Here is a 20,956-nt window from a genome sequence, read left to right as displayed (position 1 = left end):
TATTAACATCCTTAATATCGGCTATTACACTCCTTAATCTCACTTACTCATATGATAAATGCCTAACTCTGTTCCTACGACCTAAGGTGTTCCATGAGAAAACTACTCTATAAGAAAAGTGTACTAGCCAGTTTAGTGTGTTCTTTATCCAGCATTATGATGGCGATGCCATCCCTTGCCCAACAATCTATTAATCCTGAAGAAGAGCTTGCTTACAACTTAGGTGTTCAAGCGTTTATCTACGGTACGGGTCCATTAACCGTGGCGGCGGTTAGGCAAACGACCACATCGGTTGACGCGCCGATGGACAACGCCATGGCACCATTAAATGAGATGGGTAAGACACGCGTTCTATCTGGGCCTCAGGATAGAATTGTGCCTACTGTCAACAACGATACGCTCTACTCACAAGCTCACTACGATCTCGATTTGTCGGGTCCGATGGTTATAGATATTCCTCGCACCGATAACCGTTACTACATTGTTCAATTATTGGATGCTTACTCAGATTCGATTGAAGATCTGCACGCCAAGAATGTCGGCGACCAAGGTTCCAAAGTGCTGTTGGTCAACAAAGGATGGGCTGGCGAAGTGCCAGAGGGGATTGATCGTGTCGTAGAGTCTCGCACTCCTATGGTTTGGTTGATTCAACGAACGGGCGTGTTTGGCGAGCAAGATCTCGATGACGCACTGGTTGTTCACGATAAATTCCTCAGCTACCCACTCGATCAACTCGTCGCAGAGCATGACATCGTAGAACTCAAAGCTTCAATAAGTCGTATCCCACCCATGGCAAGGCCTGAAGGGTTAGAGTGGTATTCACTAATTGACCGTGAGTTACGTAAAAATCCGATTCCAGAAGATGCTCCCATCGTTGATCAGTTCCAACAAATTGGTATTGGAGGAGCGACTCCCTTTAACCCAGACGCGCTAACTTCAGCACAGAAAAAAGGGCTAATGCGCGCGATTAACTCTTCGCAACAGATCATTCAATACGCAGGTCGAAGCATCGGCGATGTCAATAACGGCTGGTCGATGATGTACGAGGGAGGCCGCTACGGAAATGATTACCTGAGCCGAGCGAGCATCAATATGCGTGCGGCTGGTTTGAATGTGCCAGAGCGAGCTCTTTATCCAAATCGATACACGGACTCGAATGGCGAGCAACTGTCGGGCGACAATCAATATCGAATGACCATGCCAGCCGATGCACCGGCAGAGGCCTTTTGGTCGTTGACCATGTATGACGCTAAAAACCTATTCATGGTTGAAAACTTCATTCAACGCTACTCCATCTCAACCAATCGTAAAGATGAACTGAAATACGCAGAAGACGGCACCTTGCCAATATGTATTCAATACGTAAAACCGTCCGATCCAACGTGTAACTGGCTACCAGCACCTCAAGATGACTTCTATCTTCACATGCGCCTGTATGAGCCAACTCAAGCCGTTCTCGACAATGAATATCCACTGCCACAAGTTGAAAAGCTCTAGCCTCAATTAGGTTAATTACGTCGATTAATCCAACTAAGGTAATGAAGTCGATCAAGTCAATTGCCACTGCGTTCTTAGTGTCCGCTCGTGGCAATGACTTCTCTCTCTAAGAGCATGGCTCGAACTGCTAGAAACATCACCCAAATTACTGGAAACATAACTCATACACTGAAAATGAGGTTTTACTCTTGAAAGCACCTTTCATCACACTGTCTCTGTTAGTGACAGGGATAGTCAGCTCTCTCGCTCACGCGGGAGGGTTAAATCTATCTCAGATTGCAACAACCAAAAGCGTTGGTACGGCCGGCGCAGGAAACGTAACCGCGAACGATGCATCAGCAGTGATCACCAACGCTGCAGGGTTATCGGCCATTGAAGAAAGCGCTTGGATTCTCGGTGTTCAATACCTCGATGTTGAAACCACTTTTGTTCGTGATGACAACTCGGCTTCGACCACGGGAAGCAGCGCGGATGTTCTCCCTCACTTGTCTTACGCATCAAGGCTTAATGACCAGTGGGTCGTTGGCGCAGCATTGCACGCAGCAGGCGGCACTGGCGTTGAATACTCACACGGCGTTGGCGCGCACCCTGCTTTATTGATCAAAGAAAATAGCATTTCCGCACTCAACTTAACGTCTTCATTGTCATATCAAGTTCATGAACAACTGTCTCTTGGTGGTTCTTTGATATTGCAGCACGCAGCGCTCGAAACTCAAGCTTTGAATGGTCGCGAACTCCAAGGGGATAGCCTTGATCTAGGGTTCGGCCTGAGTCTCAATCACCACATCAGTGACAACACACAATTGGGTGTCAGTTATCAGGGCCAATTTGATCACGACCTTTCCCTTGATAACGCCAACGCTTTTGGAATTAGCTCTGAATTGACGTGGGTTCGAAGCTTAAACTTAGGGTTGAAGCATTCATTAAATGGAGATTTAAACCTTCTACTCAGCTCCAACATGGAGACTTGGCAAGATTATGATGACAAATACTCAACCACCTATTCTCTTGGGGTTGGTGTGGAATACGCCTATGAGGATTGGTTGCTGTACAGCGGACTGAGCGGTGACACGAGCCCAGTAAGCAGTCAAAACAGGGATGTGTTACTCCCGCTCGATAAACAGTGGCGTATCGGCTTCGGCGCTGAGAAGAAGATATCCAATGACTTACATCTAGGGTTGAGTTACCAATACCAAGATCTAGGTCATGGTGAAATTAATGCGGATTCAGGACTATTTCAGCCTTCTGGCAGCTATTCGACCAACAGAGTTCACTTCATCACTTTGTCTCTTCGCCATTAAAGCGAACTCTTAAGCGTTCCATTCTAGTTTCTAGCTTCTAGCTTCTAGCTTCTAGCTTCTAGCAGGAAACGGTACAAAAAAGGATTGTCTGTGAGAGCAATCCTTTTAAATTTATGAATATCATTACGCTAACAAGAAAGGCTCTAACACCCTTTACGCCCATAGTAATTGTCGTTATTGTGATTCTCTACGTCATCATCACAAGGACTGTCTGAGAGTTATGAACAGCACGATTGAAACTATTCTGGGGCACCGCTCCATTCGTCAATATACAAATCAACCGATTGAAAAAGCACAACTTGATGTGATTATTCAAGCTGGTCTCGCGGCTTCATCATCGAGCTTACTGCAGGCTGTTTCTATTGTGAGAGTAACCGACAAAGAGAAGCGTAAGCTACTAGCAGAATATGCAGGCAACCAAGCTTACGTTGAGAACGCGGCTGAGTTTTTGGTGTTCTGTATCGACTATCAACGCCACGCTCAGATTAACCCTGAGGTAAAAACCGACTTTACTGAACTGACCCTAATTGGCGCCGTCGATTCTGGCATTATGGCGCAGAACTGCATGCTAGCAGCGGAGTCGTTGGGATTAGGTGGCGTATACATTGGTGGCTTACGCAATAGCGCTCAACAGGTTGATGAGCTATTAGAACTTCCACAGCACACTGCCGTACTATTCGGTATGTGTCTAGGTCACCCTGCGCAGCAACCTGAGATAAAACCCCGCCTTCCAGCTCATGTGGTGATGCACGAAAACCAATACCAACCATTGAGCCTAGATGAAATTGCTCGCTACGATGATTCAATGCAAAGCTACTATGCCAACCGCTCAAGTAACCAGAAGCAAAGCAGTTGGTCACAGCAGATCACACAGAAACTCTCTGGTGAATCTCGCCCACACATTCTGCCGTACTTGAACAGTAAACAACTGACTAAGAGATAGCTCTAAAGATGATGCTCAGATAAACGAGCTGAGTTTTGCCATCACAAACAAAAATGTCAGCGTATTATGCGCTGACATTTTTCTTTTCTAGGATTTTGATTCTCTTATAGATACTTCTCTATCGGGAGAAGCTGTAGGAAGCCTGACTGCATTCGTTCCCACTTACCTGTTTCAGGTTCGCTGTCCCAACTTTGCTCACCTGAATACCAATACACATCGCCGTCTTCAAGTTCCAAGCGCCAGCTGTTGTCTTCACTCATCGCCTGCTCGATAGTTTCAGCTAGCGTTTCAGCAATCGCTTTGTTCTCGATGATTAACACCGATTCCGTGTTTAGGTAGGTCGAACGCAGGTTAAAGTTAAATGAGCCAATACTCGCGATACTGCGGTCAAACACGACAGATTTAGCATGTAAGCCATAAGCAGTCTCAGGTGCGCACTTAGATACGTCTTGGGTAGATACTTCACACAACTTGGAATCTGGTTTTAACTCAAACAAATCGATGCCATGTTCTAACATGTCGTAGCGTCGACCCGCGTAAGCAGAATGATTGGTCACCAAGTCATTCGAGGCCATTGAGTTGGTCAGTGCCTTTATCTCGACGCCTTCGTTATTCAACGTTTGCCACTCTTCCAACTGACCGTCATCGAATACCAAGTAAGCCGATTCCAACAAGATCTCTTGTTTTGATTCGCTTGCTAGTTGCCCTAACAGAACCGCCGTTGCTTTCGGTTCGTCGGTATTGTCTGAATCGATAGGCACAGGGCGATCATAAGCAAAACGAGCATTCACCCAAGTCATCTCATCTAGAGCTTCTTTCAGCAAGCTATCTGCCGCTTTACGATTTAATGGTAACTCTGGGTAGTTTTTGTATTGCGGAACGGTTATATCGTCAATCTTTGAAAGATCCGGTTGTTCCTCGTCACCTAACATATCGACTGGGTAAGACCAACGGCTGTCCCAATACTCAATAAAGCTGGTTTGGATAGTGGTAACGACTGTGCCCATCACCAATACATCACGATCTCGGAAGTTGATTTCATCAGAAAGATCGAAATATTCATCACCAATATTACGTCCACCGACCACAGACAAGGTGCCATCTACAGTGAAGGATTTATTATGCATACGGCGGTTTAAACGTGAGAAATCACCAAGGAAGCTCAACCACTTACTGAAACCACGACGCGTTGGTGTTGGGTTGAAGATACGGATCTCGACATTCGGGTGAGCGTCGAGTGCTGACAATAGCCCTTCACGCTCATTGAGGTTGATGTCATCCAACATCACTCGAACCTTAACACCACGATCAGCGGCTGCTAATAAACGGCTAGCTAGATATCTGCCCGATTCATCGGAGTTCCAGATGTAGTATTGAATATCAATGGTGTGCTCTGCACTTTCAACCAACGCTAGTCGCTGCGCTAAAGCATCCCAACCGGATTCTTGTAAACGAACGGCGGTCGTCGCCTGCGCTGATGCTGGTTGATATTCATCTGCCAAAAGCGACAAAGTGCTTGGTCCATAAGAGGTGTACGGTTCTGCAGAGTGGTCGATGCCTTCTGGTAATGAAGAACAACCGCCCAGAATAGCGGCAAAAATTAAGGTTAAACTGATGCGTTGGAGCACAGGCATGTGTCTGACTTCCTTTTCACGATGACGTCTTTGAGAGTTGTCCCGACAGCTTTCGACTCACAAGCTATTCAGGTCTATCCTTAGATTATTACTGCTAAATCCATAAATTTATAGGTAATTATCCAGTATAAATGAAACATCACTACTCGAACGTGAGCAACACAGCACCAAAGTACCCTCTTCGTCTATCAATCTTTGCTGCAAGATCACAACGATTTCAGCTGCTCGATACCCAAACAATAGAGGCCTAAAGGCTTTCTCACCATCTCAACCGTAATCTCTGTTCTATCCGGGTTACAGTTCAATGCAAGCGCGTAACCGTGTAAATAGTCCACTAGCAAATGAAGAGCGTCTTCGGTTTGCTCTAGTGTGAGATTCAGCGGGTTCACTACCGCTTCAAAGCGCTCACTAAATACCTCAACGGGCCCAAGCGACTTCATCGTTAGCAAGGTTTCAAGTAAGCCACTATAGTCATTTAACACCGACAGGTAACTCACGCTGAGTTGATAAAGATTCTCTTGCCACTCTTGGTTCTGTTCAGGCTGTGCCACCTCTTCCACCAAAGAGACAGTGATCGATTCCAATAGATCATTTTTGTTTTTGAAGTAATGGTATATCGCCATCGCATCTACGCCGAGTTCTGTGGCTAACCCTCTGATACTCGGAACTTTACCGCCTTCACGCATCATGCCCTTTGCCGTATCTAAGATCTTTTCGGCACTCAGTTGGCTTGATCCACTCTTTGGTCGACCTCGTTTTTGATCCTTGACAGTCATATCACCACCTCTTAAACTTAATTTCTACACTGTAGAATATTTTAATTTAATAGAGCGTGAATGCCAAGTTCCAGTTCAATTTCGGAGTTAACAATGTCAAATATTGTCTTTATCGGTGCGAGTCTTGATGGTTACATTGCAGACAAAAAAGGTAGTCTAGATTGGCTACAAGCAATCCCAAACCCAGAGGGTGATGACATGGGGTATAACGCCCATATCGATCGTATTGATGCTTTAGTAATGGGCCGAAATACAATGGATATGGTGTTGAGCTTCGGTATTGATTGGCCTTACACAAAGCCTGTTTATGTATTGAGTAACACGTTGACGGAAGTACCTAAGGAACTCGAAGGTAAAGTGTTCTTGATAAAGGGTGAGCTCACTCAGATCATCGAAGACCTGAACAGCAAAGGCCTTAACAATCTGTATATTGATGGCGGTGTGACCATTCAAAACTTCCTTAAAGAGGACCTGGTTGATGAACTGATTATCTCGACGATCCCTGTCGTTCTTGGTGGTGGCTCCCCGCTATTTGGTGACTTAGTCTCTCCTCTCGACTTTACACTGAAAAGTGTCACCACTTACCTTAATGAGATCGTAACCACTCACTACTTACGTAAGCGCTAAATCTGTTGTTCGCATAAAGGTTATGTACCGATCAACACTGAATGACTGCATACATTAACAAACAACAAAAAGCCCGTTCATAATGTCTGAACGGGCTTTTTAATCAAATCAGAATATTCGCTAAGCTGGAGACTCGCTCAGTGTTGGCTCAGACACTGTTGTTTGTTGTTTCTGCCATTTATCCACGACCAGTGCAGCAATCATGTCACCTTCTACGTTCACCGCGGTACGGAATGTATCTAACGGGCGTTCAATAATGAGCAGAATCGCGATCGCTTCCAGTGGTATACCTGCGGCCAATAACACCAGCTGCATGCCTGACATAGATCCAGATGGCATACCCGGTGCCCCCACAGAAGAGACCATCGCCATAATGAAGATCATCACCAAGCCAGAAGTAGTGAGATCCACACCAAACAACTGAGCCAAGAAGATTGCCGCTACCCCTTCGAAAAGTGCCGTACCATCCATGTTCATCACTGCACCAAGTGGCAACACCATGCTACTCGTACTTTGCGATACACCGAGCTTTTCTTCCGCACTCTTCATCGCAAGTGGCAAGGTAGCAGAGCTTGATGACGTTGCGAACGCCATCGCCATCGGTGCTGAGATACCTTTAAACAAAGTGCTGAGACGAATCCCCGTCATCACCTTCGCAATAGTCGGCAAGACAATCGCTCCGTGGATCAAAGTCAGCACAAACACGAGCAAAGCAAACAGTGCTAATTGCTCAAACAGTGACTCACCACCACGAACTGTAAAATCGAGAACAATGGCGAAAACCGCTAGCGGAGCTAAATGAATGATCCAACCGACAATGGTATTGATGCTCTTGTTCAAACCATTAAGCACCTCAAAAATTGGGTGTTTTTCTGGCAATGAAGAAAGTAGAGCAATACCCAGCATGAATGAGAACACGACAATCGCGAGCAAGTTACCATTGGTTAACGCCGCTACTGGGTTCACGAGTGCCATACTAAAAAGCTTGCTGGCAATCGCAGCGCCACCTGCCGCATCTTCGCTTATAAGCTGAACATCGTCTCCAATCGTAGCAACGCTGGTTAAAGGCTCCCAAGCAGGCAACAGCAGTGAAGCACCCAAGCCCAAAGAGATGGCTATCAACGTCGTGAAGCTATAAAAAAGCACCGTATTGCGGCCAATTTTCTTCAATCGAGTTATCGAGCCAATGCTTGTTATGCCTTGCAATAGCGAGAATAAAACCACTAACCCAACGACCATTTTTAGCAAGCCGATATAGGTAGTTTTGCCAAGCATTAAGAACTGATACCAACCCGACTGGGTTACATCAGATGTTGGAGAAATAAGTTGTGCGAGAAACCAAGCAAGCAATGCAGCTAGCATCAGTTGAAGAGGTAGAGAGTGGCGAAGTTTGGTCAACATAAGGACGATTCCAGTAACCTAATAGAACGATTCTGATACCTTTATTAAAGGGAAAGAGCCTTTAATAAAAATATGCCGTGGTAAAGATATGCCTAAGAAAAAATAAAGTCCGTTAGATTCAATCTAAACGGACTTTATTAAAACCAGATGAGGTTTAAGTTTTGACTCTATTTATCCATGTGTAGAACAGTACGGATAGACTCACCTTTGTGCATTAATTCGAATGCTTCGTTTACGTCATCTAGACCCATTGTGTGAGTGATGAACTCTTGTAGCCCGAACTCACCCGCCATGTAACGGTTTACGATTTCTGGAAGCTCAGAGCGGCCTTTAACACCACCGAAAGCAGAACCACGCCATACACGACCTGTTACTAGTTGGAACGGACGAGTTGAGATCTCTTGGCCTGCACCTGCAACACCAATTACAACTGATTCACCCCAACCTTTGTGACAACACTCAAGAGCTTGACGCATCACGTTTACGTTACCGATACATTCGAATGAGTAATCAACACCACCGTCTGTCATCTCAACGATAACGTCTTGGATTGGCTTGTCGTAGTTCATTGGGTTGATGCAGTCAGTCGCGCCAAGTTGTTTTGCTAGCTCAAATTTGCTCTCGTTGATATCAACACCGATGATTTTGCTTGCACCAGCCATACGAGCACCGATGATTGCTGAAAGACCGATACCGCCTAGACCGAATACAGCAACTGTGTCGCCTTTTTCAACTTTAGCTGTGTTCAGTACCGCACCCATACCAGTGGTTACGCCACAACCTAGAAGACAAACTTCCTCAAGAGGTGCTTCTTTGTTTACTTTCGCTAGTGAGATTTCTGGAAGTACCGTGTACTCAGAGAAAGTAGAACAACCCATGTAGTGGAAGATTGGCTCACCGTTGATAGAGAAACGGCTTGTGCCATCTGGCATTAGGCCTTTACCTTGAGTTTCGCGAACCGCTTGGCAAAGGTTAGTTTTACCCGACTTACAGAATTTACATTCACCACACTCTGCTGTGTAAAGTGGGATAACATGATCGCCAACTTCAACGCTTGTTACGCCTTCGCCGATCATTTCAACGATACCGCCACCTTCGTGACCAAGAATTGAAGGGAAGATACCTTCTGGATCGTCACCTGAAAGAGTGAACGCGTCAGTGTGACAAACACCAGTAGCAACGATACGAACAAGTACTTCGCCAGCCTTTGGCAGTTCAACGTCAACCGTTTCACGCTTTAGTGGCTCACCTGCTTTCCAAGCAACCATAGCTTTAGATTGGATATGAGTTTGACCAGGTTTAATTTCGATAGTCATGTGATATTTCCTATATTAGTCAGTCAACGTTGAGCTTGTTTGTTATCGCTCTCTCGTTTTGTTGGGGCTAGTATAGGTAGGGATGCCAATTTTGATAATCCCCTATTTTTGGAAATGATTATTACGTATTGGTAATAATTCATCGAGAAAGCTAAGTTCATCACCTACACAATAGAAAATGGCTCTAATGTAGATGATGAAAGTATCCAGTAAATTTAGTCGTTATCGATCGATTTCAGCACTTTACATGGATTACCCACGGCAACCACGTTAGCTGGAATGTCTTTAGTCACGACGCTTCCGGCGCCAATCACGCTGTTTTCACCAATGGTGACGCCGGGGCAAATAATCACACCACCACCAAGCCAAACATTATCGCCAATGGTAATTGGTGTACCGAACTCAACGCCGTCTTCAACTCGGCCTTTCACATCTAATGGATGGCCTGCTGTAAGGATTTGTACATTAGGGCCAAGCAACACATTGTCGCCAATGGTGACTTCAGCCACATCCAAAATCACACAGTTAAAGTTAGCGTAGAAGTTCTTGCCCAACTTGATGTTCGAGCCGTAATCACAACGAAATGGTGGCTCCAAATGCGCATTTTCACAGCCAGGAATAAGCTCTTGAGTTGCCGCTTTCCATTCAGACGTATCAGGAATACTGTTGTTGAGTTTTTGAAGTACCTTACGACACTCAATTCGAGCTGAATAAAGCTCTTCATCCCAAGCCTGATATGGTTCACCTGCTAGCATTTTTTGTTTTTCTGTTTTCACGTTACTTACCTATTTTCACACTACTTACCGTTTTCACATAACTTAACTAATAGTGGTCAATTCATCGACCAAAGAACGCAATATCGCATATCTTTAACTCTCATAATAAGCACGGTTTTAAGAGGCTTTCTGAGATGCGCTGCCAGTCACGATTTGTAGTGTTCGGCCCATTAAAATCGATGTCCAACTAAACAAGAAACATAGATATCACCAATAAAAAAGCCTTTGCTATCAAGCAAAGGCCGGTTTAATTCAGTGCGTTGCACGCGGCTTAGATACGCTGGGCTACCGAGTCGCGAATTACCAAGCTACCAGTCGTACTCAATGCTTCTGCTTGCTTTGTCTCACCAACAATTCGAAGTATCGCCTTTTGCGTCATTTGTTCGAGTGGCACACTCACAGAGGTTAAGCTTGGCGTTAGAAATTCGCCCACTTTACTGTTATCAAAGCCAACAATAGAGATGTCTTTAGGTAATGAGTAACCCAGCTCTGTTAACGCTTTAATCGCGCCAATCGCCATGTCATCGTTTTCAGACAAGATCGCAGTGAAGCTTGCTTTGCTTTCCACTAAAGCTTGCGCGGCACGGTAACCACTCTCCATTGTCCAATCGCCCTGAACGACATTAAGTTCATTCACTGCAATACCGTGCTTGGTTAACACATCTTGATAGGCCTGATAACGCTGTTCATCGGTCGACGAACCAGCTTTACCGCGAATCACTGCAATCTCTGTATGACCCTGCTCGATGATGTGTTCAACCATCAAACAAGCACTTTGGTAATGGTCTGTGGTGATAGCATGCTCAGGCTTCGACGGCATTTCACGATTGAGCACCAAAATTGGTGTATCAGTGCTTTCGATGATCTGAGTAATCTCGCTTTCCGTTAAGCACTGCGGATAAATGATGATGCCCGCGCATTTCATGTCGAGTAAGAAATTGATCGCCTTTCTTTCGTCTTCAGCGCTGTGTTTGCCATCGGTGATCACCAGTTGGTGATTCGATTTTTCGCTATAAGATGCTGCGTGATACATCAAGGAAGAGAAGTAAGGGCCATTGAACAGCTCATTAGTGATAACAAAGCCGATGAAGTTGGTCTTCTTGGTCGCCAATTGCTGAGCTAACAGGTTTGGTCGATAACCTGTTTCTTGAATCGCATCAAATACCTTTTTCACCACATCTGGGCGTACGATATTCTTGCCATTTAAGACACGAGAAACCGTCGACTTAGATACCCCTGCGCGGTTCGCGACATCAAGCATTGTCACCATTTGCTTCTTTCCTCATATAAAAAATTAGCCGACATAAGCCGACTAATTTAATGCTAATTCATATTGCGCGTATCTTTATATTACATAGGACGACGCAACAAGAGGCATTCTAAATAGTGGCACCGTTAGATGCAATCACGCCTTTATACCACTCGAACGACTTCTTACGTTTGCGCTCTAAAGAACCAGATTGATCGTTGTGCTTATCTACATAAATGAATCCGTAGCGCTTTTTCATCTCACCGGTGGTGAACGACACTAAATCGATACAGCCCCAAGGGGTGTAGCCCATCAAGTCAACGCCATCAATCGCAACGGCTTTTTTCATCTCTTTGATGTGATCGCCAAGGTAAGCGATGCGGTAGTCATCATTGATGCTGCCATCATCTTCAATCGTATCAACAGCGCCAAAGCCATTCTCAACGATAAATAGCGGCACTCCGTAACGCTCATACAGAGAAGCTAAACAGAAACGCAGACCTGTTGGGTCAATCGGCCAGCCCCAATCACTTGATTGGATGAACGGGTTCTCTACCGAATTTTCATGACCACCGTCCATTGCTTCTTCAGTCGACTGATGCGAAGAAGAATCCAAGGTATTCGACATGTAGTAGCTAAAACCAAGATAGTCCGCTTTGCCTTCTTTTAAGATTTGCTCATCTTCAGGCTGCATTTCGATATTAAAGCCTTTGATAGCCCAATCACGCTTGGCGTAACTTGGGTAGTGACCACGAACCATGACATCAGAGAAGAAGTAACGATCACGCATCGCTTGCTGCGCCACCATGATGTCTTCTGGTTTTGAAGAACGAGGGTAGAAAGGCACCATCGCACACATTGCACCAATCTGAAGATCTGGGTTGATCTCGTGACCTTTCTTAACCACCAAGGCACTCGCAACAAACTGGTGGTGAACCGCTTGGTACATCGCTTCTTGCGGCTTTTCGCACTGTGGGAACTTCACGCCAGAGCATAACCATCCGAAGATGTCCGCTGAGGTGTTCATCTGGTTATTGATCTCGTTAAAGGTCATCCAGTACTTCACTTTGTGTTGGTAACGCTCCATCACTGTGGTCGAGTACTTAACAAAGAAGTCGATCACTTTGCGATTCATCCAGCCACCGTATTCTTTGGCTAGATGGTAAGGCATTTCAAAGTGGCTCAGCGTCACGACTGGCTGAATATCGTATTTCAGAAGTTCATCAAACAGATCATCGTAAAATGCTAAACCCGCTTCACACGGCTCGGCTTCATCGCCATTTGGGAAAATACGCGTCCACGCGATGCTGGTGCGGAAACACTTAAAGCCCATCTCAGCGAATAACTTAATGTCTTCTTTGTAGCGATGGTAGAAATCAACCGCTACTTGGTTAGGGTAGTTTTCACCGTCGATCACACCATCGGTGATTCGACGTTGGACACCATGCGCGCCTGCCGTTAATACATCAACGACACTCACACCTTTACCATTCGCATCCCAGCCGCCTTCTAACTGATGTGCTGCAACCGCACCACCCCATAAAAAATCGTTTGGAAATTCGTTATTCATACCATTACTCACTAAAAGTTATTCGTGAAAAGATCAGGATTAGAGAGCTCATTGCAGCTTCTGAAACCGATTTCAATAAAAGCAAAGATACAGATTGAAACCGGTTTCAGCAAGGAGGTTTTGATCTTTTTTTGATCAGGAAGTGGGATCTAAGGAAAGTTCTCATGGTTGATGGATAACGTTCGAGAACGCCTACACAGAATGCAAAAAAGCCAGTTCAATGAGGATTGAGCTGGCTTTGTGTTGTTAGAGAAAAAGAATAAATCAGACTACGACAATGGCAACTGACGGATCATCTGCTGAACCTCATTGCCATATTTTATTCGTTGTCGTGTCTCTTCGAGTGCGTACATTTGCGTCTTCTTGGCTGCAGGGTTGGCACTTCGACCTTCCGTAACCATAGTATCCGCAGAAGACTTTTCTTCATCTAATCGCCCAGGTATTGTTTTAACCGATGACCAACCTAAACCACCAATCGAGCGCGCCGTCATTATACCTTGATAGATGGTATAGCCTCGGGCGCCCACTTTGACTTGTCCAAGAAGAATCTTGGTAAACCCACCATGAATGGGAGGAGGTGTGTACGTCATCGTCTTACCGCCCTGCGTCATTCTGGTCGCAATCACCTGCCCCTTAGAGCTGCCTATACGCATAGCTGGGTTCGTTTTAGAGGCCCACGCAAGATTGTACTCACCAGAAGGTCTAATCTTGTTCATCAAACGAGAACCAAGACCGGGCTGCGTGACATCTTCCAATGCCCCACCCGCTCTTACCCAACGTAAGTTCTGAACCGACTTGTAGGCTGAATATCCGCCACTCACCACACCAATGATATCGAATGGAATGGTCGCAATATCGAGTTTATGAGAGATATCCCCATCATCGATAACACCCGAGGCAATTTGTAGCGCACCACTAGTCATACCTGCAATACCACCGATAATACCCGCCGCCAATACTAAGCTAGAACCACCGGTTGGTGCCGCCAATGCAATACCCACAATACCCGCGATCACACCAAAAGCACCAAACAAGATCTTACTGATATTCAGATGTCCACTTGGGTCGGTGAAGTTAATCGGATCGTTATGGCAGTACACATAAGCATTGTGAACCCCCTCATTGAAAGGGGCCAAACTGTCCGGTGCATTGAAGCGCATCAACTTCGGCTGGTAAACGCGATAGCCTTGGCCTAGATGGTAGCCTTGCAGTACAGGATCCAACCACTCGCCATTAAAGCCAATCTCCGAATGAGAGATGGTCATCGACTGCGCCATCGCTAAACGAACCGAAGTCGGAAGCAGTGAGATGCCACCAGCCACCGCTGCAGTTTGACCAATTTTAATCAGGAACTCACGTCGATTAAGTGGGGTAATAAATACCGAGTCTTTATTGTTCATTTGCATTCCCCGCTTGATCACGTTGCCCATATGGAGAGTAACGGTACATAGACCCTGTTTTACCCGATGTATTTGACGCGATTACCGAACCATTTTGATCCGTGGCCAATAACGTGGTTTCCGAGTCAATCTCTGACCATTTAGGTACCCCTTCGTGATAGATATAGTTGGTCAATTTTCCATTTTCTTCTATCGAAGCGAGATCGCCCCATAGATAATCAAAGTGACGAGTTTCAGAAGACGATAGCTGTGCAGACAATCGGTCATTGCTGTCATACTGATAAAGCCATTCAGTATTATCAGCTAGCACACGCTGTAATCGATCGAAGTTGTCATACTCGAGCACTCGACCATCCGCATCTTGAACCATGTTGCCATTCAAGTCGTATTTCACTGTTACCTGACCATCGAGTTGTGGGTGGGAATGAGTGATACGAGTCAACTGGCAAGGATCATCCGATTCATAAAAGTAACGAGCGAAATCCTCAGATTCAGTAGTAACTGTGCGTTGCGTCAGCATGTTACCTAGCTCATCGAAGCTCCAATCAATAGACGTCATAGGCTGAGACCAATCGCTCAGTGGGCCCGCACCGAAGAACTCGACTTTCGTCAACTGAGAGAGGTCATCATAGGTATAGATTTCCGTCAGATTACCTAAAGTTGTACACTCCTTATCACGTGAACTAAGCAGCCCTAGCACGTTATATTCTTGTGATTGCTCAAAGATATAATTATCGTTCAATGCAATAACGCGATTCACCTCACGGCTATATTCATCCCATTCGAGTTCAGTGACTTGGGTTTGACTACCCGATATCAATGTTTCTAATATCACTCTATCAAACTCATCATATTCGTAGTAAACCGTTGTTGAATTTGAACTCAACTTCACTAATCGTCCGAGTTCGTCGTAGCCATATTGGCGAGTGTCCGTGTCACTATCAATTGCAGCGATAACCCCACCATCGGAGTAGCTGTAATAACGAGACTGACCATCATTCACCTCGGCTTCAGGCAAACCTTTAGTCGAGTAGATAATGGTACTTTGATTACCTTCACTGTCCTGACTCCCTGTCGGTAAGCCGGATATTGGGTCATGACTGTAACTAGAAGCCTGCCCATCAGACGACTTAGCACTTAGCACACCCAATTGGCTATCGCGAGTAAATATCCTTGTTGGGGCTGCCATGCTGGTTTCAGTTTCTGGAATATTGCTACTATCCGCATAAGTCCACGCCAATGAAGCTTGGGGGCTCGCTCCTCTGCGCAAGGATCGCGGACGTCCCAATCCATCAATATCGCGTTGCCCTAAAGTCACCCCACCAATTTTCAGATCTACAACTTGTGACTGATCGGTATGTTCAGCGTAAGTGATATCTTGATCGACACCGTTCGCTTGAGTCATGCGAACAACACGATCAAAACGGTCGTAGTGGTAATGCTTAGATCGAGCGAGAGGATTCGTTTCTTTAATCAATCTTCCCCATGAGTCGTACTCATAATTCCAACTGTTGATGCCTTGCTCTTTTTTCTCTTCTAACCCCCAGCTATTCAGAGAGCTGACCGTCATGGTCAAGCCTTCAATACCTTGAGTTTTCTTACGTGAGGCGAGGTTATTGAACTCGACACGACGTTTTCCATTCGCTAACAGAGTCGCTTTAACCTGATCCCACTCATCGTATTCATAGCTTTCTGTTAACACCACAGGCGCCGATCTAGAATGGCGATCAGGCAACACATCGTAAGTACTCTTACTTTGGAGTCTGCCCAACGCATCGTACATTTTTGTCCATACGACCGAGCTACCAACTTTAGCCTCTAATTCACGTCCTTGACCGTCCCAGCTTTGTTCACACAAGTTGCCTTTGCAATCGGTTAGCAACAAGGTTTGTCGACTCATACCAGTATCAACAATGTATTGATACGAACGGGCTGCACTTCCTTCAATCCGTTCTTCAGTAGTTCTACGAAGCGAATCATAAGTAAATGCACAGCTAACTCCGTCTGAATCGACATGACGCGCGAGTTCTCCAATATCAAGGTAGTGCCCAACCGCAAGATTGGTTTTCGTATTGTCGTGACAGGTCAGCTCTTCGTGTTCTTCAAGGACATCGCTATCCAACTCATAGCGATAGTGAGAAATAGCAGAATACGTGCCGTTAGGATGAAGAATGTCATTTTGGACTGAAGCCAATCGGCCGAAAGAGTAAGTATCACCAGTATCAGTTTGATAAGCGTAATGACTTCTATAGCGTTGAACGTCTTCTTCCAAACTCAGAACCACATCACGATGGCCATTCAGCCCCTCAAGAGAAGCATATTGATAAGAGATCACTCTCTGTTCTGAACCATTGTTGAGCGTACGAGATTTTACGAAATTCACCATGTCAGTAGGCGATGCAGGACAACCTGCCTCACCATTTTTAGCGTAGTATTCGTAACGTTCTGCGATGTCATTCTCATCAACGAACTTAAGCATGTTGCCATACTCGTCATAGTCCCAAAATCGACTTTGAGCTTGGCTATCCGATCCAGAAAACCAGATTTGTTCCTCTTTACTGATCAAAGAATACTGAGCAGGTTGATCCGAAAACTGTTGGTTATCAATCGCTGGGTATTCCAGCCTTTTCAAATGAACAAGGTTTCCGTTAACCTGTCTAGCTTCTTCAACGAGTAGATGAAATTGATTATATGTTTGCGCTGTTACAACGGTGCCATTTTCAATTTTTTGGACGCGATAAGTATATTCGTAACCACGCTCAAGCAGGTTATCAAGCCCTTCACTTAATTCACCACCACGTACACCATAACCCATGAAATTGCGGCTATCTGTACCAACACTGTCGTAGGTTGTGCTAATAACTGGCGAATTAAGGGTGAGGACATCGTGTGCAGTAACGGCTGGTAAATAAGTCATTGAGTTGACTCGAATACCATCAGCTTTATATCTCAAACGCTCGGTCAAACCACAAGGGTGATTTACTTCATTGATTAGCGTATATGAACCAATGCTTTCATAACCAAAACTATAGCTACCTGCTTGTTCTGGTAAATTGCATGTGACGAGCTTGTTATTGCTAAGAGTAAGACTGAAATAAGCTTCATGGGTGCTGCCAATATTAGTAAAAATATTAACGCGCCCTACCGAAATATACTCGACCCACAACAGTGCGGTCTGTTTGGTTGTTCTATCATCCCAAATTTTATCTAGGCGCTTATTTTGTCCCACGTTGAGCCAAGAAAAGTAGAGAGCATGGCCATTACTTTGAGTGATCTTAATGATGTCGCCATCTTTATCTAAAAGATCAATACGGCCATTTTTATACTTAATTTCATAACCATTCGCGCTAGAAGATACCGAAAAATCGAGCAGTTTCTTGTAGCGAATACTCATTTCGATATTGGCATTTAATTCAGCACGGTAGGACTGTCCATTTGCAAGGTAGAGCTGTTGGTTCTCGATGTCGTATCTTGGGAGATTCAATTTCCAGCCCTTACCGAAACCAAGGTTGTCCGTCGAGTAAGGTGAGAATTGAATGGATATATCGAGGTTTGGTCCCTTAAGCCAGTTACCAATAAGAGAGCCAAGTAAGATTTGATATGAATAGCTTCTGGTTCTTTGGTCTACGCCGCCCGAACAAAAGCTATCAAAGTTAAAAGCGTTTGAAGTCCAATTAGACATAAATTTCCCCTAAAGTGAATGAGTTAGCTCAAAGTGGATGAGCTAACTCTGTTTTATCTGGATGTTATTGGCTAACGAGATTCCAATGGGTGTAATCCCATTTCTGGCCGCCACCAGTAAATTCACTTTGAGGATAAATAAGCTTTAGTGGTCCTTTATTTCCGTATTGGTCAAATACAGTAAATCGGTACTCTTTTTGAGAATCATTGTTCGATGTCCCGCTATTTGAATAAAGCAATTGGCTCAGAGTCACTGATCTTAGTTGCTGGTTAACTCGCCATACCGCCGTGCGACCTTCGCCAGCGGCGCTATTCCAAACATATTCATCAGATACATTACGCTCTGACCCTGGAGCGAACACATAACCTTTCACTGAACGAAAGCCATTAGTGCAATCTGAATAACAACCTAACCACTCATCGTTTAGGAACACCTTATCGCTGTCCGACTCGTCGAAGTTATCCATAGCAACCTCGACCAGTTTCACTGAAGTATCTTTGGGCGTCACATAGAAGTTATACATCTCAGCTTTTTCGAAATAGAACCCATCAGCGTTACTCTCTTCCCATACCTTGTCACCTTCTCCAATCTCTGAAAAGTCGGCGGCACTATAGGACTTAGGCTGTACGCTTTGATAGAAGGCACTTGATTCATTTGGATAAGCGCAGCTGTCGTAGTAGTTATTGTCATATTGGCTACCAGTATTGAATTTAACTTTCATACAAACTTCACGATGCAGAGCTACCTCATTGCTATAAACCCAAGCGGTTAATTTGGTATCAGATGCTGAAACCCGAGACGTTGGTAGCCCCTTAGAGTACCCATAACTGCTCCCCATTTGGTGAGAATAGTCATTTGGGTTCAATGTATACCCCCAACAATCTCTTCCATAGGTACAGTCTTTATCTTTGCCTAACTCTTGTTCGCTATTCTTAAGGTAAAAAGATATCGCTCCCTCTAAGTCACTCTTAGATACGGTCACTGGTCTGCCGTAACTATCTGCGAAGGAAACAGAAACACTGAGTTTTGACTGCATTCTCCCGTTAGCATAAAAAGGCATTGGCACACCGTTGCTTTCGTTGTGATCAGCCGTTAAATCTTCGTCTACCACATGATAGTCGCCGTTAATTGCAGCAACACTTACATTAGAAAAAACACACGCTGACATTGCTATTAACAATGACTTATTCATCGACAACTTCATAGTGTTGACCCTACATATTATTCGTTAAGAAATTAAAGAARAGACAACGTTATCGCTGGATATGACAATTTTTTTATAATTAAACTAGCCATAAGGTCTTTGCCTTATTTTTAAATTTATATCATCAACTATTAAAAGTGTCATTATCTATTCTGATAACCATTGTTTATACGCCATTTAATTGATTAAACAGACAGCGCTAATTTAATTAATCACTTCATCAATGTAAAATTTCGAAACCTTCTTGGCCCGAACCACATCACAAAACTCAATGAAAAACTATACCCATAAAAAACAACAAGTTAACGTGCTTAGCGTGACGTTATTTCAAGTTTATTCATGTAATAACCATGCTCAGAATCGAGAGGGCATTACTTTTTATAAAAATAAGTATGTTTATTTGCTGTGACTCGCATCGTTACACCACCTTACTGTTAATACTATCACTGATTTTACATTGTTTTTATATTAACAAGAACTATTCGAGATAATTACCCTTATTAATAAAAAGGTAATATTCATAATTCAGTTTATTTCCTCAGAATTTACCGAGTTCGTTAATTACGTCAAAATATGAAAATCACCGTAAAATCACTACTGTGTTCATTTATTAAACGAGAAGGTGATAATTTATATGCTTTTATCTAATTCCTATTAATATAAATAATGAAAAGCTAATATATTGAGTGGCAATGGCCAACAGGTTCTGAATTTCTGTTGTTGATATTGGTGGGTGTGATCTCGTCCATCGGCCAATGGTTTGGCGTGACAGCCTACAAATGGGGAGAAGCTAACGTGGTATCTAATGTTGAATATTCGCAGATGATCTACTCAATGATTCTTGGTTACTTGTTATTCGCTGAATTACCAAACACCTTAGCGTTGATTGGCGCAGCGGTGATCGTTTTCAGTGCTGTTATGCCTTTTGTAATCAAGCTTAAGAAAGGCCTGTAATTCACGATTCAATTCGGCCCTACACATTTGATAGGGGCATTTGTTATCTCTAAATTAAAGCTTGTTCTCAATGCTGTTCAAAATACTGATCATGTTGTGATTTGCCAGAATGGTCTTGGCTTCCAGGATAGAACTGTACGAGCGTCTGATCGGCGAGTGTAAGGTGAATCCAGCCTTCTTTGACTCTCAGCCAATTAGTGCCGTTTGTTTCATAGACGCTAGGAAATTTACCCCAACCAGACTTAGTAATCTGTAGTTCTTGGAAGCGGTCAATCGGTGTAAGTTTGTTGCTGTTGAAATCAGCATTGGAGTAAACCAACAGAGGCTCGATAGCATCGCTTGGCTTAAACGTATAACAGCTCACGAAAGCGGATGTGCGATCAAACCATTGGTAGGGCCGTGCTCCTGTGAGATCATAAACCGTGCAGTCATTGAATTTAAGAGCCCACTCTTGATGAGCTTTAAAGCCGAGATACCCTATTGGGTTCAATGATTCAGACTTAGCATCAGTCTCTTTCTTATGTACCAGATCTGAGGTAGCACATCCCATAAGCCCAAGACCAAAAAGAAAAGTCAAAGAGTGCTTCATCATTGTCATACCTCAGTTCCATTCGTAAATGAGTAAC

The 20,956-nt window shown here is 44.4% G+C and carries 16 protein-coding genes; 5 read left to right on the top strand and 11 right to left on the bottom strand.

Features of this window, described 5'->3' with window-relative positions; genetic code table 11:
* Positions 1-93 precede the first annotated feature (93 nt).
* From L4C44_RS11440 to nfsA, 3 genes are all read left to right on the top strand, one after another.
* Positions 94-1,497, top strand: a complete 1,404-nt coding sequence (locus L4C44_RS11440) for a DUF1254 domain-containing protein (RefSeq protein WP_428805054.1) — start codon at positions 94-96, stop codon at positions 1,495-1,497.
* Positions 1,498-1,685: 188 nt separating this feature from the next.
* Positions 1,686-2,798, top strand: coding sequence for an OmpP1/FadL family transporter (locus L4C44_RS11435; protein WP_146491080.1), 1,113 nt, complete (start codon positions 1,686-1,688; stop codon positions 2,796-2,798).
* Between the two features lie 220 nt (positions 2,799-3,018).
* Positions 3,019-3,741: an oxygen-insensitive NADPH nitroreductase gene (nfsA, locus tag L4C44_RS11430; RefSeq protein ID WP_327784706.1), complete on the top strand. Its 723-nt coding sequence runs from the start codon at positions 3,019-3,021 to the stop codon at positions 3,739-3,741.
* Positions 3,742-3,845: 104 nt separating this feature from the next.
* Here nfsA and L4C44_RS11425 read toward each other — a convergent pair whose 3' ends face one another.
* On the bottom strand, positions 3,846-5,375 hold the full coding sequence (locus L4C44_RS11425) for a phospholipase D family protein (RefSeq protein ID WP_428805053.1): 1,530 nt from the start codon (positions 5,373-5,375) through the stop codon (positions 3,846-3,848).
* Positions 5,376-5,581: 206 nt separating this feature from the next.
* A complete protein-coding gene (locus tag L4C44_RS11420) occupies positions 5,582-6,151 on the bottom strand; it encodes a TetR/AcrR family transcriptional regulator (RefSeq protein ID WP_285953893.1) in 570 nt (189 codons plus the stop codon).
* Positions 6,152-6,244: 93 nt separating this feature from the next.
* On the opposite strand from L4C44_RS11420, the gene L4C44_RS11415 reads away from it, so the two are divergent.
* Entirely contained in the window at positions 6,245-6,778 is a 534-nt protein-coding gene (locus tag L4C44_RS11415) for a dihydrofolate reductase family protein (protein WP_428805052.1), read from the top strand.
* Between the two features lie 120 nt (positions 6,779-6,898).
* Here the strand turns inward: L4C44_RS11415 and L4C44_RS11410 are convergent, their stop codons facing one another.
* From L4C44_RS11410 to L4C44_RS11375, 8 genes are all read right to left on the bottom strand, one after another.
* The gene (locus tag L4C44_RS11410) at positions 6,899-8,179 is read right to left on the bottom strand and encodes a dicarboxylate/amino acid:cation symporter (RefSeq protein WP_428805051.1); all 1,281 of its coding nucleotides are present in this window, start codon (positions 8,177-8,179) and stop codon (positions 6,899-6,901) included.
* A gap of 167 nt (positions 8,180-8,346) precedes the next feature.
* Positions 8,347-9,495 carry an S-(hydroxymethyl)glutathione dehydrogenase/class III alcohol dehydrogenase gene (locus L4C44_RS11405; protein ID WP_146491086.1) on the bottom strand — a complete coding sequence of 383 codons (1,149 nt, stop codon included), beginning with the start codon at positions 9,493-9,495 and terminating at the stop codon, positions 8,347-8,349.
* Between the two features lie 215 nt (positions 9,496-9,710).
* Positions 9,711-10,271 carry a sugar O-acetyltransferase gene (locus L4C44_RS11400; RefSeq protein ID WP_102442310.1) on the bottom strand — a complete coding sequence of 187 codons (561 nt, stop codon included), beginning with the start codon at positions 10,269-10,271 and terminating at the stop codon, positions 9,711-9,713.
* A 271-nt stretch (positions 10,272-10,542) separates the two neighbouring features.
* Positions 10,543-11,541, bottom strand: coding sequence for a LacI family DNA-binding transcriptional regulator (locus L4C44_RS11395; protein WP_428805050.1), 999 nt, complete (start codon positions 11,539-11,541; stop codon positions 10,543-10,545).
* 109 nt (positions 11,542-11,650) lie between these two features.
* The gene (locus L4C44_RS11390) at positions 11,651-13,090 is read right to left on the bottom strand and encodes a 6-phospho-beta-glucosidase (RefSeq protein WP_428805049.1); all 1,440 of its coding nucleotides are present in this window, start codon (positions 13,088-13,090) and stop codon (positions 11,651-11,653) included.
* Between the two features lie 269 nt (positions 13,091-13,359).
* Positions 13,360-14,490: an RHS repeat-associated core domain-containing protein gene (locus L4C44_RS11385; protein WP_017081371.1), complete on the bottom strand. Its 1,131-nt coding sequence runs from the start codon at positions 14,488-14,490 to the stop codon at positions 13,360-13,362.
* Positions 14,480-18,172 carry an RHS repeat protein gene (locus L4C44_RS11380; RefSeq protein WP_428805048.1) on the bottom strand — a complete coding sequence of 1,231 codons (3,693 nt, stop codon included), beginning with the start codon at positions 18,170-18,172 and terminating at the stop codon, positions 14,480-14,482. The genes L4C44_RS11385 and L4C44_RS11380 overlap by 11 nt, the downstream gene beginning before the upstream one ends.
* Before the next feature lie 64 nt (positions 18,173-18,236).
* Positions 18,237-19,364, bottom strand: coding sequence for a hypothetical protein (locus L4C44_RS11375; protein ID WP_146491091.1), 1,128 nt, complete (start codon positions 19,362-19,364; stop codon positions 18,237-18,239).
* A gap of 693 nt (positions 19,365-20,057) precedes the next feature.
* Here L4C44_RS11375 and L4C44_RS11370 point away from each other — a divergent pair.
* Entirely contained in the window at positions 20,058-20,330 is a 273-nt protein-coding gene (locus L4C44_RS11370; RefSeq protein WP_261383441.1) for an EamA family transporter, read from the top strand.
* A gap of 67 nt (positions 20,331-20,397) precedes the next feature.
* Here L4C44_RS11370 and L4C44_RS11365 read toward each other — a convergent pair whose 3' ends face one another.
* A complete protein-coding gene (locus L4C44_RS11365; protein ID WP_285953937.1) occupies positions 20,398-20,922 on the bottom strand; it encodes a hypothetical protein in 525 nt (174 codons plus the stop codon).
* Between the last annotated feature and the right edge of the window lie 34 nt (positions 20,923-20,956).

The organism is Vibrio satsumensis (genome assembly GCF_050337435.1).
Classification (GTDB): domain Bacteria; phylum Pseudomonadota; class Gammaproteobacteria; order Enterobacterales; family Vibrionaceae; genus Vibrio; species Vibrio satsumensis.
Note: the sequence above shows the minus strand (reverse complement) of the source record. Positions and strands in the feature narration are given on the sequence as shown.